The 15,567-nt window shown below is 61.5% G+C and carries 8 protein-coding genes; all 8 read left to right on the forward strand.

All coding sequences use genetic code 11. The features are described 5' to 3' along the window. Positions 1-430: 430 nt before the first annotated feature. The 8 genes from HY699_18070 (at position 431) to HY699_18105 (ending at position 15,465) form a co-directional block, all read left to right on the forward strand. Positions 431-1,234, forward strand: a complete 804-nt coding sequence (locus HY699_18070) for a hypothetical protein (GenBank protein ID MBI4517716.1) — start codon at positions 431-433, stop codon at positions 1,232-1,234. Positions 1,235-1,236: 2 nt separating this feature from the next. Beyond that, the gene (locus HY699_18075; GenBank protein MBI4517717.1) at positions 1,237-1,800 is read left to right on the forward strand and encodes a DUF1788 domain-containing protein; all 564 of its coding nucleotides are present in this window, start codon (positions 1,237-1,239) and stop codon (positions 1,798-1,800) included. Continuing rightward, entirely contained in the window at positions 1,797-5,246 is a 3,450-nt protein-coding gene (gene brxC, locus HY699_18080; GenBank protein MBI4517718.1) for a BREX system P-loop protein BrxC, read from the forward strand. The genes HY699_18075 and brxC overlap by 4 nt, the downstream gene beginning before the upstream one ends. 12 nt (positions 5,247-5,258) lie before the next feature. After that, the gene (locus tag HY699_18085) at positions 5,259-8,753 is read left to right on the forward strand and encodes an SAM-dependent DNA methyltransferase (protein MBI4517719.1); all 3,495 of its coding nucleotides are present in this window, start codon (positions 5,259-5,261) and stop codon (positions 8,751-8,753) included. 17 nt (positions 8,754-8,770) lie between these two features. Beyond that, positions 8,771-10,627 (forward strand): ATP-binding protein, encoded by a 1,857-nt coding sequence (locus tag HY699_18090; GenBank protein MBI4517720.1) that lies wholly within the window; start codon positions 8,771-8,773, stop codon positions 10,625-10,627. Continuing rightward, on the forward strand, positions 10,614-12,944 hold the full coding sequence (gene pglZ, locus HY699_18095) for a BREX-1 system phosphatase PglZ type B (protein ID MBI4517721.1): 2,331 nt from the start codon (positions 10,614-10,616) through the stop codon (positions 12,942-12,944). Before HY699_18090 ends, pglZ begins: the two co-directional genes overlap by 14 nt. Next, positions 12,941-14,995, forward strand: coding sequence for a BREX system Lon protease-like protein BrxL (gene brxL, locus HY699_18100; protein MBI4517722.1), 2,055 nt, complete (start codon positions 12,941-12,943; stop codon positions 14,993-14,995). Before pglZ ends, brxL begins: the two co-directional genes overlap by 4 nt. A gap of 83 nt (positions 14,996-15,078) precedes the next feature. Next, complete coding sequence (locus tag HY699_18105; GenBank protein ID MBI4517723.1) at positions 15,079-15,465, forward strand: hypothetical protein; 387 nt, start codon at positions 15,079-15,081, stop codon at positions 15,463-15,465. The last annotated feature ends 102 nt before the right edge of the window (positions 15,466-15,567 follow it).

The following is a 15,567-nucleotide window of genomic DNA, read 5'->3' on the forward strand; positions in this document are numbered from 1 at the left end:
ACCCGATACGCACCGTCACGTTCAGCCTCCCGTCGCCATCGCGCCAACCGATCAAAGGTCTTTGGATGCAATCGTATGATTCGCGGATTCATCGTCAGCTCCCCTCCACCACCACGAAGGGGAGCATAGCATGTCTCTACGTCAATGTCCCTTTAATTATGCGCGGCTGTATAATGCCGCCGCCATCAAGCGACAGTATCTGGAAGCGTTTCTCCGGTGATTTCCGAACGGGACCGCTCCACGTCCGTTCCGCCGTTGCGCCGTCTGCGTCCACACTCACGATCCCGTCATCCCCAAACTCTCTGCAGGGTAATGACGGCTGAACTGTTTGTCAATCTCCCGCCGGCAAGTTTGCCGGCGGTGATTTCTGCCTTGACTAAGAACTCTTCGCATGCGAGTAATTCATGCCGGCAAGATTGCCGGCGGATTGATGAAAATGGCCTCAAGTCTAGTCACGCTTTTCCCCCGCGGGGTCACCGACTCTGCATTGGAAGCCGGTTTTCGATTTGGGCCCAAGGGCACGCACACGAGCCGGACCTTGATGCTGGCGGAGCTGTCGGCGGTGCTTGTCGCGGTCCCCCCTGGCGCCAACCGGCGACAATACGCCGAAGCGATTATCGACCTGAATTGCCTCGCGAAGCCGACCTCGTCGACGCGCCGCCTGACCAATCAGCGACTCAGCGAACTTTACGGTCTCGATCCTTCGATCCCCATCTTCCGCATCTTCCGGAGATTGTGGGATCTTGATGAAACCGGGAGGCCGGTGCTCGCCATGCTCTGCGCGATTGCACGTGACCCGCTCCTCGCCGCAACGGCGCCGTCAGTTCTGTCCCTTCCGATTGGGGCGCAGCTGCTTCGCGAACCAATGAGGGACGCCCTACGCGCCGTGGTTGGCGATCGATTCAATGAAGAGACTCTCGACAAGGTGCTACGCAATGCCGCCAGCTCATGGGCGCAGTCCGGGCATCTTGAAGGGCGCACGTTCAAGAAGCGGCGTCTTGTTCGTCCGACGTCAGCCAACGTCGCCTTTGCGCTGTACCTTGCCTACGCCGTCGGCTTTTGCGGGCCGGACCTCTTCGCCTCCGGCTGGATGGCCGTGCTGGACTGCTCGCCATCGACCGGGCGGGGACTCGCCCTCGATGCAAAGCGTGCTGGTCTCATCGACCTTCGGATGGCCGCGGACGTGATCGACCTCAACCTGGATCGCCTTGATCCGGAAGCCGCGAGGTTCTGAGTATGGCTCGCATCGAAGATCTCGCCGAGCGCTACGGCAGGCACATCGCAACGCCCTGGCAGCGCACCGTCGCCGGAGCGCAGCGCGTACTGATGCTGGTCTATGACAAGGAACTCGAACGCACGCTGCGCGCCCGCAAGAAGGCGTTCGAGACGGCCACGCTGCAGGCGGGACACGATTGGTACGAAGTCGACGTCACCGACGCTTTCGCGACGTGGATGGCTGCCAACGATTACCGCGAGGAGTACTTCGCGTCGCCGCAGGATCTTCAGCTCAACCTTGAAGCCGAGTTCGCCGAGTATGTTGCCGAGCGCTTCCGTCAGACGCTGACGCGGCCTGACGTGACAGAGACATCCGTTGTCGCTGTCTTTGGTGTTGGCGCATTGTTCGGATTCACGCGTGTCTCGCAAGTGCTGAAGATGGTCGAGACCGACATCCGCGGCAGGCTCGCGGTTTTCTTTCCCGGACAATTCGAGCGGAACAATTACCGCCTGCTCGATGCTCGCGATGGATGGAACTACTTGGCCGTACCGATCACATTGAACGGCGAGGGGGATGGGACATGAAGATCAAGGACGTCCTGCAACGAGATCCAGCCACCCACCCCCTGGTCAACCAAGGCCAGGCGCGCATCGCCGACAGCAAAAACGAGAAGGCGCTCGAAGAGCTGCGTGGCGAGCTGTCCACGTTCGTCTGCGAGGGGCAGTACGCCGACGGGATTCAGAAGATCGTCCGCTCGTTCCTCAATAACCTCGGCAAAACCAACCAGCGGGCGGCGTGGGTCAGCGGTTTCTTTGGGAGTGGCAAATCCCACCTGCTGAAAATGCTTTCGCACCTCTGGCAGGACACTTCGTTCCCGGATGGCGCCACGGCCCGTAGCCTCGTGCCCGCCATTCCGGAAGAGCTGCATGCGCTGCTCCGTGAATTGGATACAGCGGGCAAGCGGTCGGGCGGCCTGCTCGCTGCTGCGGGTTCGCTGCCGAGCGGGACCACCGACAACGTGCGGCTCACGATTCTCAGCATCCTTTTGCGCGCGGCTGGGCTGCCGGAGCAGTACCCACCGGCTCGCTTTTGTCTCTGGCTTCACGGGCTCGGCTACTACGACCGGGTAAAAGCGAGCGTCGGGGCCGCCGGGAAGGTGTTCGACCGCGAGCTCAACAACATGTATGTGAGCGGCCCGCTTGCGAAGGCTGTCCTGAGCTGTGATCCGAGCTTCGCGCCGAACGAGGCGGAAGCGCGCCAGGCCTTGCGAGCGCAATTTCCACAGCAGACGAGCGATATCACCACAGACGAGTTTCTCCGTACGGCGAAGGACGCCCTCCTCCTGGCCGGGCGCGATGGGCGAGCGCCATGCGCGCTGCTCGTGCTCGACGAAGTGCAACAGTACATTGGTGAGTCGAGCAACCGTTCGACGTTCGTCACCGAAGTCGCAGAGGCGGTGTCGAAGCAGCTCGATAGCCAAGTGATGATCGTTGGAGCGGGTCAGAGTGCACTGACCGACGTACCTTTGCTTCACAAGCTCATGGACCGGTTCACGATCTGGGTCCCGCTATCGGACACCGAGGTCGAAACTGTCACACGAAAGGTGCTGCTCCAAAAGAAGCCATCGTCCGTTGCAGACGTACGGAAACTACTGGACACCTATGCAGGCGAGGTGTCGCGCCAGCTGCAAGGCACACGCATTGGCGAAATCGTCGAGGACCGAGCCGTAATCGTCGACGACTATCCTGTCCTGCCGGTACGACGCCGTTTCTGGGAGTACTGCTTTCGGCAGATCGACGCTGCCGGCACGCACAGCCAGCTCCGTTCGCAGTTGCGAATCATTCACGACGCAGTCGCGAAGGTCTCTGATCGAGGGCTCGGAGCCGTCGTCCCAGCCGACGAGTTATTCGATGCGCTGGCGCCGGAAATGGTGAACACCGGCGTCCTCCTCCGCGAGATCAACGAGCAGATCATCAACGTCGGAAAGACAGCGGGGCCGCTTGCGCGACGAGTCTGCGGACTGGTGTTCCTCATCGGGAAACTCAAGCGCGACAGCGGCGCCGATATCGGCGTCCGAGCCACGAGGGATCACATTGCGGATCTGCTGGTCGACGATCTGCAAGCCGACAATGGGAAACTGCGAGCCGAGGTGGCGACGACGTTGCAGCATCTGGCCGACCAGGCAGTGTTGATGCAGGTCGGCGACGAGTATCGCCTCCAGACCCGGGAGGGCAGCGAATGGGATCGCGAGTTCCGCAACCGGCAGACGAAGCTCAACGGCGACGACGCAGGCATTCAGTTTCGACGCGATCAGCTCTTATACGCCGAGGCGGACAAGATCGTCCGCAGCATCAAGATGATTCAGGGTGCGGCAAAGGAACCGCGCCAATTCGCCGTTCATCGTGACCAAACACCACCCACGGTCGACGGTGGTACCATCCCAGTGTGGATTCGTGACGGTTGGTCGTGTTCCGAGAAGGATCTCGTTGACGCCGCCCGAAGTGCGGGTGCGGACAGTCCGATCCTCTTCGTGTTCGTCCCTCGGCAGTCGGCGGACGACCTTCGTCGCCTAGTTGTCGACACCGACGCTGCGCAACAGACGCTCGACGCCAAGGGGAATCCCTCAGGTGACGAAGGGCAGGAAGCGAAACACAGCATGGAGAGTCGTCGGGTGAAGACGGCGACCGATCGCGACCGACTCGTCCGGGAGATCGTCGCCAACGCGAAGGTGTTTCAGGGCGGCGGGAACGAGGTCATCCGACTCGCACTCGACGAGAAGCTACGCGACGCTGCGGGCGACGCACTTGTGCGTCTCTTTCCTCGCTTCAAAGAGGCAGATTCCAACGCCTGGGAGGCGGTCATCAAACGCGCACGCGATGGTGCGGACCATCCCTTCCAACCGACTGGCCATAGCGAGGCAACGGAGAAGCACCCGGTTTGCCTACAAGTCCTTGCGACGATCGGGGCTGGAAAGACCGGGACCGAGATTCGCAAGACGTTGCGCGCCGCCCCGTTTGGTTGGCCTCAGGATGCGATTGACGCGGCCCTCATCGCGCTGCACCGAGCGCAACACTTGACGGCAACCCTCAATGGCTCGCCTGTGCCACTTGGGCAACTTGATCAGAACAAGATCGCGAAGGCCGAGTTCCGGGTCGAGCAGACACCACTCTCCGTCCAGGATCGCCTGCTGCTTCGTGGGCTGTTCCCAAAGGTCGGTATTGGCTGCAAGAGCGGCGAGGAGCTGGCCAAGGCTGCTGAGTTTCTCGCCGCGTTGTTGGAACTCGGACGGTCGGCGGGCGGTGCTCCGCCGCTTCCTGCGTTGCCGGCTACAACTGACATCGAGGACATTCAACGTCTTGTTGGCAACGAGCAGCTTGTTGCGATCAAGGACCGAGCTGCGGATTTCGAAACACGGATCAAGAGCTGGTCGGCGTTGCGCGATCTGGCGACACAACGCAAGCCTGTCTGGGATCTCACTGAGCGCCTAAGTCACCACGCGCGCGACCTAGATGAGGCCAAGCCTCATTTGGCGCAGATCGACGCAATTCGCGACCAGCGGCTCCTGCTTGAGACGGCCGATCCGATTGCGCCGATCCGCGTCGCACTTGCCGGCCTGCTCCGCAACGCGTTGAATCAGGTCCATACTGCGCACGCTGAGGCCTACGAGAAAGCGGTCGCTACTCTCGAAGCCAGTGACGCGTGGGGAAAGCTGCCGAGCGCCGATCAAGCATCGATCCTTGAGGCCGTGGGACTCTCGACGCCGCCCACGCTCAACATCGGCACGGACGAAGCCCTCCTCAAGCAGCTAGATGCAAAGTCTCTTTCTGTGGCCCGTACGGAAATCGACGCAATTGCCGGCCGCGTCCAGCAGGCGATCGAGCGCGCCGCAAAGCTGCTCGAACCGAAGGTTCAGACGATCAGTGTGGAGCGCGCGACGCTGCGCTCTGAAGGTGACGTGAATGAGTGGCTCGACCGACAGAAGGTACGGCTGGTCAAGGCAGTGAAGCAAGGGCCAGTGCTGGTGAACTGACGGATCAGCGATATGCGGACGCTCGCACGCGATCTTCGCAAACAACTCGAAAACACCGTCAAGGACGCCCGTCGCATTGCCGAGGGCGGTGCGCACAAGGCCCTGGAGCAGCTCGCCGTTCATCATCACGAACCATGGCCAAGTCTCACACCGAAGCAGCGGGGCCTACGGAATCGCCTCCGGGCGCACGGCCGACAGCTGGGCGATCAACGCGACGAGCGCCGCGGCACGCAGGTCATCGCGCGCCTCAAGACAGAATGCGCGTACGAGCACTGGCATCGGATGCTCTTTGCGCGTTTTCTCGCTGAGACCGCTCTCTTAATCGAGCCGGAAACGGGCGTCGCCATCTCGCTTGCAGAGTGCCAGGAGCTGGCACGAGAACGCGGCGAAGATTGGTTGGAACTCGCCAGCACCTTCGCGGAGCGAATGCTGCCGCAGGTCTTCCGAAAGGGGGACCCGGTCCTCGAAGTCGCCCTTCCGCCGGAGACGCGTTCGAAGTTGGAGGATCTGCTGAAGGACCTCCCGCGATCGGTATTCCTGGCGGACGACAGCCTTGGATGGGTCTATCAGTTCTGGCAGGCGGAGCGGAAGGATCAGGTCAACGCTGCGGGCAGCAAGATCGGAGCGGATGAACTACCGGCCGTCACACAGTTGTTCACCGAGGATTACATGGTGGACTTCCTTCTCGATAATACGCTCGGCGCGTGGCACGCGGGCAAAATGTTCGCCTCGAATCCCAAGCTGCCCGAAAACGCCGAGAGCGAAGACGAAATTCGCCAAGCCGTCGCGCTGCCGGGCTGCCCTTGGAAATATCTCCGATTCATCCAAGGCAAGGACGGCCAGTGGACCCCCGCCGCCGGCACGTTCGAAGGTTGGCCCAAGACGGCAAAGGATTTCAAGTGTCTCGACCCGTGCATGGGCAGCGGGCACTTCGTGGTGGCGATGTTCGAGCGGCTGGTGGCCTTGCGTCTGGCCGAGGAAAACCTGGACGAAGCGCCCGCGGTGGCGGCGGTCATCCGCGACAACCTGTTCGGCTTGGAGATTGACCCGCGCTGCACGCAGATTGGCGCGTTCAACCTGGCGCTGGCCGCGTGGCGCCGCGTGGGTCATTGCACGCTGCCGGCGATGAACCTGGCTTGCTCCGGCCTCGCACCGAACACCCGCGAAGCCGACTGGCTGGCGATTGCCGGCGACAACCAGAAGCTCCAGCGCGGCATGGAGCGGCTTTACCGGCTGTTCCAAAAGGCGGCTGGGCTGGGCAGCCTCATCAACCCGCGCGCCGGCGAGGGCGATCTGCTGGTGGCCGCGTTCCATGAGCTCCAGCCGCTGCTGGAAACGGCGTTGGCCCAAGAGGCTAAGGACGACACCGCGCATGAAATGGCCGTGACCGCGCGCGGCCTGGCCAAGGCGGCGGAAATTCTCGCCGGCCAGTTCACGCTCGTCGCCACCAATGTGCCTTTCCTGGGGCGCAAGAATCAGAATGTGGTGCTCGCGACTTTCTGCGCTGAAACATACCCAGAGGCCAAACTAGACCTTGCGACATGTTTCCTCATGCGATGTCTGACTTTGAGCGCACGTAGCGGAACTGTTTCGCTTGTCATGCCACAAAGCCCACTGTTTCTGGCCTCTTACAAGCAATTTCGTCGAACGCTGCTTGGATCAGCGGAATGGAATGTGGTCGCGCGGCTTGGTGAACACGGTTTTGAGAGTTCAGCGGCTGCTGGCGGATTCACGGCGCTTCTCACGCTCACCGCACGACGACCCGAAGTAGGGCACGCCTGCTCCTGCGCGATCGATGTGGCGGCGCAACGAGGCGAACAGCCGATATATGCTGATGCCAAACCAATGCTCTTGAAGGAAAAGCAGTTGGTGGCCTTTCGACAGACGGACCTCCTCAAGAGTCCGGACGCGGCGGTTGTGTTTGGCGCTACCTCTGACGGCCCACTGCTTTCTCGCTACGCCGCCTCCATTCAGGGCGCATCCACGTTGGATATTGAGCGTTTCGCGTTGTGTTTCTGGGAAGTCACGCCCGGCGATATATGGCTACCCCACCAGAGTACGCCAATTGGTGGCTCGACCTACTCTGGGTTGCAGTTCGTTAGTATTTCCCGCGAGCCAGGTGGAGCGTTTGAAGCGCTTGCGGCCGATCTTAAAGCAGAGGGGCGTCTGGGTGGAGCATGGTCGGGGCAACCGGTTTGGGGCAAGCGGGGTGTTGCATGCGCCTGGATGGGAACGCTTCCTGCCGCGATCTACATGGGCGTAGTGTATGACAACAGCATCGCTGCGATTGTACCCCACGAAGAGAAGCATTTGCTCCCAATTTGGTGTTACTGCTCCTCGGCTTCATTCCAAAAAGAAGTCCGCAAAATTAATCAGAAGACGCAGGTCGCGAATGCAACTTTGGTCAAAGTCCCCTTCGACCTGGCGCACTGGCAGAAGGTGGCGGCGGAGAAATATCCGCACGGATTGCCGCAGCCGTTTTCCAGCGACCCTACGCAATGGCTGTTCAACGGGCATCCTAAAGGAGCCGGGGCGTCCCGCCCCGGAGATCATTTGCCGGGGCGGGGCGCCCCGGCTCCTTTGCACGTCGCCGTCGCTCGCCTCCTCGGCTACCGGTGGCCGCGCCAGACCGGTTCCAGTTTTCCAGATTGCCCCGCGCTCGGCCCGGATGGTCTGGAAAAGCTGGCGGATCACGACGGCATCGTGTGTCTCCCGCCCGTGCGCGGCGAAGCGCCGGCGGCGGAGCGGTTACGCCAATTGCTCGCGGTGGCGTTCGGTAAGGAGTGGAAAGCGCAAACGGAACTGGAACTGATCCGTGCCAGCGGTTGCGGCGCGGCCGATCTGGAGGAATGGTTGCGCAACGATTTCTTCGCGCAGCACTGCAGCATCTTCCATCAACGCCCGTTCGTCTGGCACGTCTGGGATGGCCGCCGTGACGGCTTCAATGCGCTCGCCAACTACCACAAGCTTGCCGGCACTAACGGCGACGGCCGCCGCACGTTGGAGAAGCTGATCTACACCTACCTCGGCGACTGGATCGATCGTCAGCGTGCGGACCAGAGGTCGGGCATCGAGGGCGCTGACGCGCGTTTGGCCGCTGCCGAGCATCTCAAGACGGAGCTTGAGAGGATCCTCGCCGGCGAACCGCCCTACGACATCTTCGTGCGCTGGAAGCCCCTGCGCCAACAGCCGATCGGCTGGGAACCCGATATCAACGACGGCGTACGCATCAACATCCGCCCATTCATGATGGCAAGGCCACTAGGCGCCCGCGGCGCGAACGCCTGCATCCTGCGCACGACGCCTCGCATCAACTGGGGCAAGGACCGTGGGAAAGAGCCGCAGCGTGATCGCGACGAGTTCCCTTGGTTCTGGGGATGGGACGAAGAAGCGGTCGATTTCGCCGGCGGCAAGCACTTCGACGGCAACCGCTGGAACGATCTCCATTACACGATCGCGTTCAAGCAAGCCGCGCGCGAGCGCCAGAGGGCAGGGAGGAAGCCATGAGTGGGATGCGTCCAGGGATGCTGCAGAAGCTCACCGTCAAGAACTTCAAGCGGTTCCGGGAAGAGACGGTCATTGACCTCGCACCGATCACGGTACTCGTCGGTGCGAACAACTCCGGGAAGTCCACCGTGCTCCAGGCGCTCAGCATCTTTCAATACTGCGTGGAGGTCACCCGCAAAAAGAAGAACGGCACCATTGCCTTGGAAACACGAACGATCGGCCCGGAGGAGTTTGGGGCCTTGCCCGTGGCCTCGCCGACAGATCTGTGGCCGAACGGGAAGGCCACCGGCACCATTGCTATTGGTGCCGACTTCGATGGTGCGGCGCGCATCCGGTTCGAAATAAAGCTCTCGTACAATCGCTTTAGCATCGCCCCGTCGGTAGAGGGCGATGTGCCTGCAATCATGGATGGGGCACGCATTCGATACGTTCCCATTCATTCCGGGCTTGCACTCCGGGAGGAGTACCTGCTGGCTCCGGCGCGCGCCGATCGCCTGCGTGAGCTGCAGTACGGCTCCGTGATCCGCAACCTTCTGTGGGACCTGAAGGAAAATGAACGCGAGCGCTGGAAGCTGCTGAAGGGTATTCTGGCCCGCCTCTATCCGTTGGCGGACATCGATGTCGCCTTCGACAAAGAAGTCGACCGCTTCATTGCCACCGAGTACAACGACCACATCCTCAGCCGGCCGCTTGACGTAGTCGCATCCGGCACAGGATTTCAACAGGTTCTACAGATCTTCTCCGGGGTGCTGTCTCAAGGCAATTGCATCGTTCTTCTCGACGAGCCGGACGCGCACTTGCACGCCCGGATGCAGGTCGAGCTCATGCGTGTGTTCGAGGACCTGGCCGATGAACGGGGAATTCAATTCGTCATGGCAACGCACTCCGCCCATCTGCTTGCGGCAGCACCTCCAGGATCGTTGCGCGCGATGATTGATGGACGCGCTCACCCATTTGCAACGACGCCTGAGCAGATCGACGTGCTCGACACGCTCGGCGCATTCGATCGGATGGAGATAGTACCTCTATTGCGGACCAAGGCGATTGTCTTCGTCGAGAATCGAGAGGACCGAAATCTCCTTGAGCTGTTCGCGCGTAAACTGTGGGGAGACAAGAAGGCGCGAGAGGTTTGGGATCGGGTGTGTTTTCTTTATACCTATCAAGAACCAATCGCTGCGGATGTAAAGCTCCTGGCGCGTCAGGTGAAGGATCTCCTCAATGCTCCGAGCCTAAGTGATCTTGCCGGTGGACGACAACCGCGTTTTCTCGTCGTTGGTGACCGGGACTATCGCCGCGCGACCAGCGTCGCACGCGAGAAGCGTGAGCTGCACAAATCGGCGAAATCGGCCGGCTTGAAGCTAGACCTGCGCTGTCACATCTGGAGCCGCAACGAGATCGAGAACTACCTGCTCGACCGTCACGCCGTCGAGAAGGTCGTGGTGGCAAACCTCGATGACTCGACGAAGGCATCAGCGGCGCGGACTGCCGTGCGGGAAGCGCTTGTGAGTAGTCTTTCGGAATCCCGATCAGAGGCGGGTATTCGAATTGCCACCAAGCTGCAGCATGAAGATCGCCGCCTCGATTACACCAAGGCCACACACGAGTCAGATGACGTTCTCAATGCGGAATGGGGTGATGGAGCGGCGCTGTGCGATGCGAAGCGCGTCCTGAGCCGTATTCGGGGCACGCTGCAGGAGCGGAAGATTCGGACCCGCCTGCTCGACGAGGACATCATTGCTGCGATGGCGACCGTACCGGAGGAAGTGAAGCAGGTGCTGAACATGATCAAGCGCCTTGCGGCGTCAGGCTCGAAGCGAAAGGCTCATACTCGACATAAGCCGGTGACTAAAGGAAAGTCCAGTGAAGGAGCGTGACCAAACCGGAACGCTGATCGACGCTATCCAGGCGTCGTTCGAGGCCGCGCTTCGCTCACCCGAAGGCGTCGCGAATCCGGCGGCGCTACTCTGGACTGACGCGGACGGCCAGTGGCGCCCGCTGATTCCGGCACTTCGAGGGCTCCTGCCGCAACTCTATTCATTGGGTACTTACGATCCCTCGACGCGGACCGGGCCAGTCATTTGGCTCAAGTGCGTGGTGGATCGTACACTGCCGGAAGTTGCGCTTCCCGTCGGCGCAATTCCGATTCTCTACCTGCCCGGCGTGAGTCGTCAGGAACTTCGGGCGGCCGGCGACTGCCCGCTTCAACTTCAGCCACTGATCGAGCTGCAGTATCGTGGGGCGCTTTGGCACCAGCGGAATGGGCGAGACTGGACCGTCGAAGCGTTTCTGACTTCGGAATACGGTCTCGGGCTCGACGTCGCACAGGACGCACGAACCCGCGAGGCGGTGCTACGGGCCTTGCCACTCCTGGCGAATGAGCCGGTTGAAGCGCTGCGAGGTCGGCGCCTTCAAGCCGATGACTTGGACCGACTCGCGATCGGCGATCCCATCCGTGACCTGCTCAGCTGGATGAGCGGTCCCGAAGCCTTCCAGAAGCGTTGCGATGAAGCTCGATGGCGAACGTTCAGAGATGTTTGTCTCCGAGAGTTTGGGTTCGATCCCGAGCAAGATGGCCCGGCAGTCGCCGGCGATTCGTTACTTCATGCCGGAGGCAAGTGGGACGAGGTCTGGCAGCGATTCTGCGAGGCTCCCCGCCTGTATCCTGGGGTGTCACAGCTGTTGCGAGGCCCCGCCCGGGATCTGTTCTCCGACCCTTCACGCCGTCCCACCGTGAACGAGGAACGTGAAGACCGTCTTCGACAAGAGCTCGATCCGGTAACGTCGCTACCCCACGCCGAAGCTTGTAGTCGCATTCTCACTCTGGATGGGGAACACAAGGAGCGTCGCGGTTGGGTCTGGGCGCAGCTGGGACAAAGTCCTCTGGCCATTGCGTTGGAGCCGCTTGCACGTCTGGCTCAGCTTGCCCGTTCGCCGCTCGGCGGCACCTCGCCGCAAAGCGTGGCGGACGACTATGCGACGCAGGGCTGGCGCTGCGACCGAGCTGCGTTGGACGCATTGGACAGTGTGAGATCAGCCGCTGAAAGCGCGCTTGTCGCCAAGGTCGTCCGCACCGTGTACGAGCCGTGGCTCGACAAGTCGGCGCGGCATTTTCAGATGCTCATCATGGGCGGCGGGGTTGATGCGCGCACGCTCGTCACGGGTGTCACCGCGGAGAAGGACACTTGCATCCTGTTTGCCGACGGCCTTCGCTTCGATGTCGCCGGTCTGCTCCAGGAAGAGCTCGAAGGGCGCGGCGTACGCACTCGGCTCAGTCACCGTATCGCACCGCTGCCCACAGTTACCGCAACCGCGAAGCCCCTCGCCTCGCCCGCGCATGGCGCCTGCGAAGGTGGCTCGAATTTCGATGACTTCACACCGTTGTTCACGAACAGCAAGCAGCCCGTGACGGCGGCACGCCTGCGCGACACCATGGCACGACAAGGCGTCGAGGTGATCGAAGCACACGAAAACCGTCTCTGGACGAAGGCCGAGAGCGGGGGATGGACGGAAACTGGAAGGCTCGATGAGTTAGGACATTCACTTGGCGCCTTTGTCGTTAGACAGATTGAAACTGAGGTCGAGGCGATTGCCGAGCGCGTTATGGGCCTCTTGAGCGCCGGCTGGCCTCGGGTTCGAGTCGTGACTGATCACGGATGGCTACTCCTTCCGGGCGGTCTGCCGAAAGTGGAGCTTCCACCGTACCTTGTTGCTACGAAGTGGGCGCGTTGCGCCGCCGTGCGTGGCGAGTCCGCAACCGACGTCCCGACCTTTGCGTGGTACTGGAACGCGGCTGCGCGGATCGCTTCGCCACCGGGCATCGGTTCGTTCATCGCCGGCGCAGAATACGCGCACGGTGGCGTGAGCGTTCAGGAGTGCGTGGTTCCGGAACTCGTGGTCGAGCGCGGGGAAGCAGCAGTGCAGGCCCGAATCACGGGCGCTCAGTGGCGTGGCATGCGTTGCCGCGTGAGCGTCGAGACAAACGCGACGGGGTTGCGCCTCGATCTCCGTCTCAACTGGAAGCAGCCAAACACAAGCATCGTGGCCGGAGTGAAAGAGATCGCCGCCAACGGCGAAGGCAGCATTGCGGTTGCCGATGACAAGCATGAGGGCGTTGCGGCCACACTCGTCGTGTTGGACGGCACCGGACAGGTCCTCGACTACAAGGCCACGACGGTCGGAGAACAATCATGAGCATTGAATTAGATCATTTGGATAAACTGGCCGCGTCGGTCTTCGACGGCTACCTGGTCCGTAAGGACTTGGTGCGCAAGTACTCACGGCAATATCCCGTGCCGACCTACGTGGTCGAGTTCCTTCTCGGCCGGTACTGCGCGAGCGTCGATGAGAACGAGATCGCCGAAGGACTCCAAATCGTCGAGAAGCAGCTGAGGGACCGAACGGTTCGTACCAGCGAAGAGGAGCTTTTCAAGTCGCGCGCCAAGGAAACGGGGTCGGTCAAGCTGATCGACCTCGTGCGCGCGAGACTCGACGCGAAGAACGACTGCTACGTCGCCGAACTGCCGAGTCTGGTCCTGCGGGACGTCCGCATCGATGACCAGATGGTCAACGACAACGAGCGCATGCTCACGGATGGTTTCTACGCCGAGGTCACGCTCAGCTATGACGGTATCATTGCTCAGCAACAGGGTGGCCGCCCATTCAGGATCGAGGCGCTGCGCCCGATCCAGATGTCGAAGTCCGACGTTCTCGACAATTTTGCGAAGGGACGTCGCGTCTTCACAACCTCCGAGTGGATCGACTTCCTGATCCGTTCGATTGGCTTGGAGGCTTCTGCTCTTACCGAACGGGCCAAACGAGTTGTGCTCCTGCGCATGGTCTCGTTCGTCGAGCGGAACTACAATTTCGTAGAAATCGGCCCTCGCGGAACCGGCAAGAGCCACCTCTTCCAACAGATCTCTCCTTACGCGCACTTGATCTCGGGTGGCAAAGCCACCGTCGCCAAGATGTTCGTGAACAACGCCACCGGCCAGCGTGGCTTGGTTTGCCAGTACGATGTCGTCTGCTTCGACGAGGTGTCGGGCATCTCCTTCGATCAGAAGGACGGCGTCAACATCATGAAGGGGTACATGGCGTCGGGGCAGTTCAGCCGCGGGAAGGACAAGATCAGCGCCGACGGCAGCATCGTCATGGTCGGCAACTTCGACGTCGACGTCGAGCAACAGCAGCGGATCGGACATCTATTGAGCCCGCTGCCACCGGAGATGCGCAGCGACACCGCCTTCATGGACCGCCTGCACGCATTCGCCCCAGGGTGGGATTTCCCCAAACTGAATCCGAACGATCATCTCACCGATCACTTCGGACTGGTGAGCGACTTCCTGAGCGAGTGCTGGAGCCGGCTGCGTTCCAGCAACCGCGTTTCGGTACTGCAGGGACGTGTGCACCTTGGCGGAGCGTTGAGCGGCCGCGACATCGAGGCGGTGAACAAGACGGTGAGCGGGCTCATGAAGCTTCTTTTCCCCGATCCCGAGATGCCCGTGGCAGACGAAGACCTCGAATGGATTGTCCGCATCGCCCTGGAATCGCGCCGGCGCATCAAGGAACAGCAGAAGCGCGAGTTCAAGAGCGAGTTCAGGAACACACACTTCAGCTACATCCTCGGCCCCGACGGCATCGAGCAATTCGTCTCGACGCCCGAGCTTCACAGCGATGAAGCAATCGAGAGCGACCCGCTTCCGCCGGGACAGGTGTGGGCCGTCAGTCCAGGATCGGGCGAGACAGGCCCCGGCATCTACCGAATCGAAGTCACCTGCGGTCCCGGGAGCGGCGTCAAGATTCTCAATCAACCGACGCCGCCGGCATTTCGAGAGAGCGTGAGAGTCGGCGAGCAGAATCTCTACACACGTGCCAAGGAGTTGGTAGGTGATCGGAACCCACGCGAGGAAGAGTTCTCGATCCAAATGCGCGCAATGGACGCGGACAAGTCGGGTGCCGGCCTGGGATTGCCGATCCTCGTTGCGCTTTGCGGAGCGCTGCTCGGCCGGAACACGCGTGGCGGAACGATCGTGGTCGGTGGACTGAACCTCGGCGGATCAATCGAGATGATCCCGAACGCCGTGCGGATCGCCGAGCTGGCGGTCGACAAGCAGGCTCAGACGCTGCTCATGCCGGTCGCTGCGCGGCGCCAGCTGAACGACCTCCCCGACGAGCTGTGGACGAAGATCAGCATCGAGTTCTACAAGGACGCGCCGGACGCGGTGTTCAAGGCGGTCGTGGAGTGAACGGATCTCCACGCCAGGGAGCCGAAAGGTGATCATGCTGTCGAGAGTCGGTAGTCGACGCTGGCTGAGCACGGAGATCTGAGGTGCAGGAGGAAGCGTTCCGCGATCTGCTCACGGAGCATCTCGTGCCAATGTTGGCAGGCACGGCTCTGGGAAAGACCCGGCCCGCTAAATCCACACACGCCCTCGTTGCGTATGAGCATCCTTGCGCACTGCTGATGAAACCCGTCAAGACGGCACGCTATCGTGTCGAACTTGTGAGGAGTCAGGCCTTTCTGCCTGAAGAGAAGCGCCTGGTGACCCTCTTCGTCGAGGGATTTGCCGGCGTTGCCGGACAAGAACAGACGCCGTATTTCCGGGATCTCATGGCTGCTTTGCCTCGTCGCGCAATCAGTCAGTTTCTTCCAGCTTCACGGGGCCGGGCGGCGCTCGCAGAGGCAATAGAAGGATTCGTGTTGCCGGCGGTCTGAATCCGCGTAAATCTGGCGAAGTCATTTGAGCGCGTTTGGGCGAAGTGCATCGCGAAGATGGCGGCGGATGGTGGCGGGATCGCGATCGTCCATGGCGGCCTG

This window comes from Deltaproteobacteria bacterium (assembly GCA_016210005.1).
Lineage (GTDB): Bacteria > Desulfobacterota > Binatia > HRBIN30 > JACQVA1 > JACQVA1.

Excerpts from the sequence above, each read along its gene's own strand:
- HY699_18090 (MBI4517720.1), top strand. The coding sequence starts at position 8,771 with ATGCTGCAGAAGCTCACCGTCAAGAACTTCAAGCGGTTCCGGGAAGAG.
- HY699_18070 (MBI4517716.1), top strand. The coding sequence starts at position 431 with ATGAAAATGGCCTCAAGTCTAGTCACGCTTTTCCCCCGCGGGGTCACC.
- brxL (MBI4517722.1), top strand. The coding sequence starts at position 12,941 with ATGAGCATTGAATTAGATCATTTGGATAAACTGGCCGCGTCGGTCTTC.
- HY699_18075 (MBI4517717.1), top strand. The coding sequence starts at position 1,237 with ATGGCTCGCATCGAAGATCTCGCCGAGCGCTACGGCAGGCACATCGCA.
- brxC (MBI4517718.1), top strand. The coding sequence starts at position 1,797 with ATGAAGATCAAGGACGTCCTGCAACGAGATCCAGCCACCCACCCCCTG.
- HY699_18085 (MBI4517719.1), top strand. The coding sequence starts at position 5,259 with ATGCGGACGCTCGCACGCGATCTTCGCAAACAACTCGAAAACACCGTC.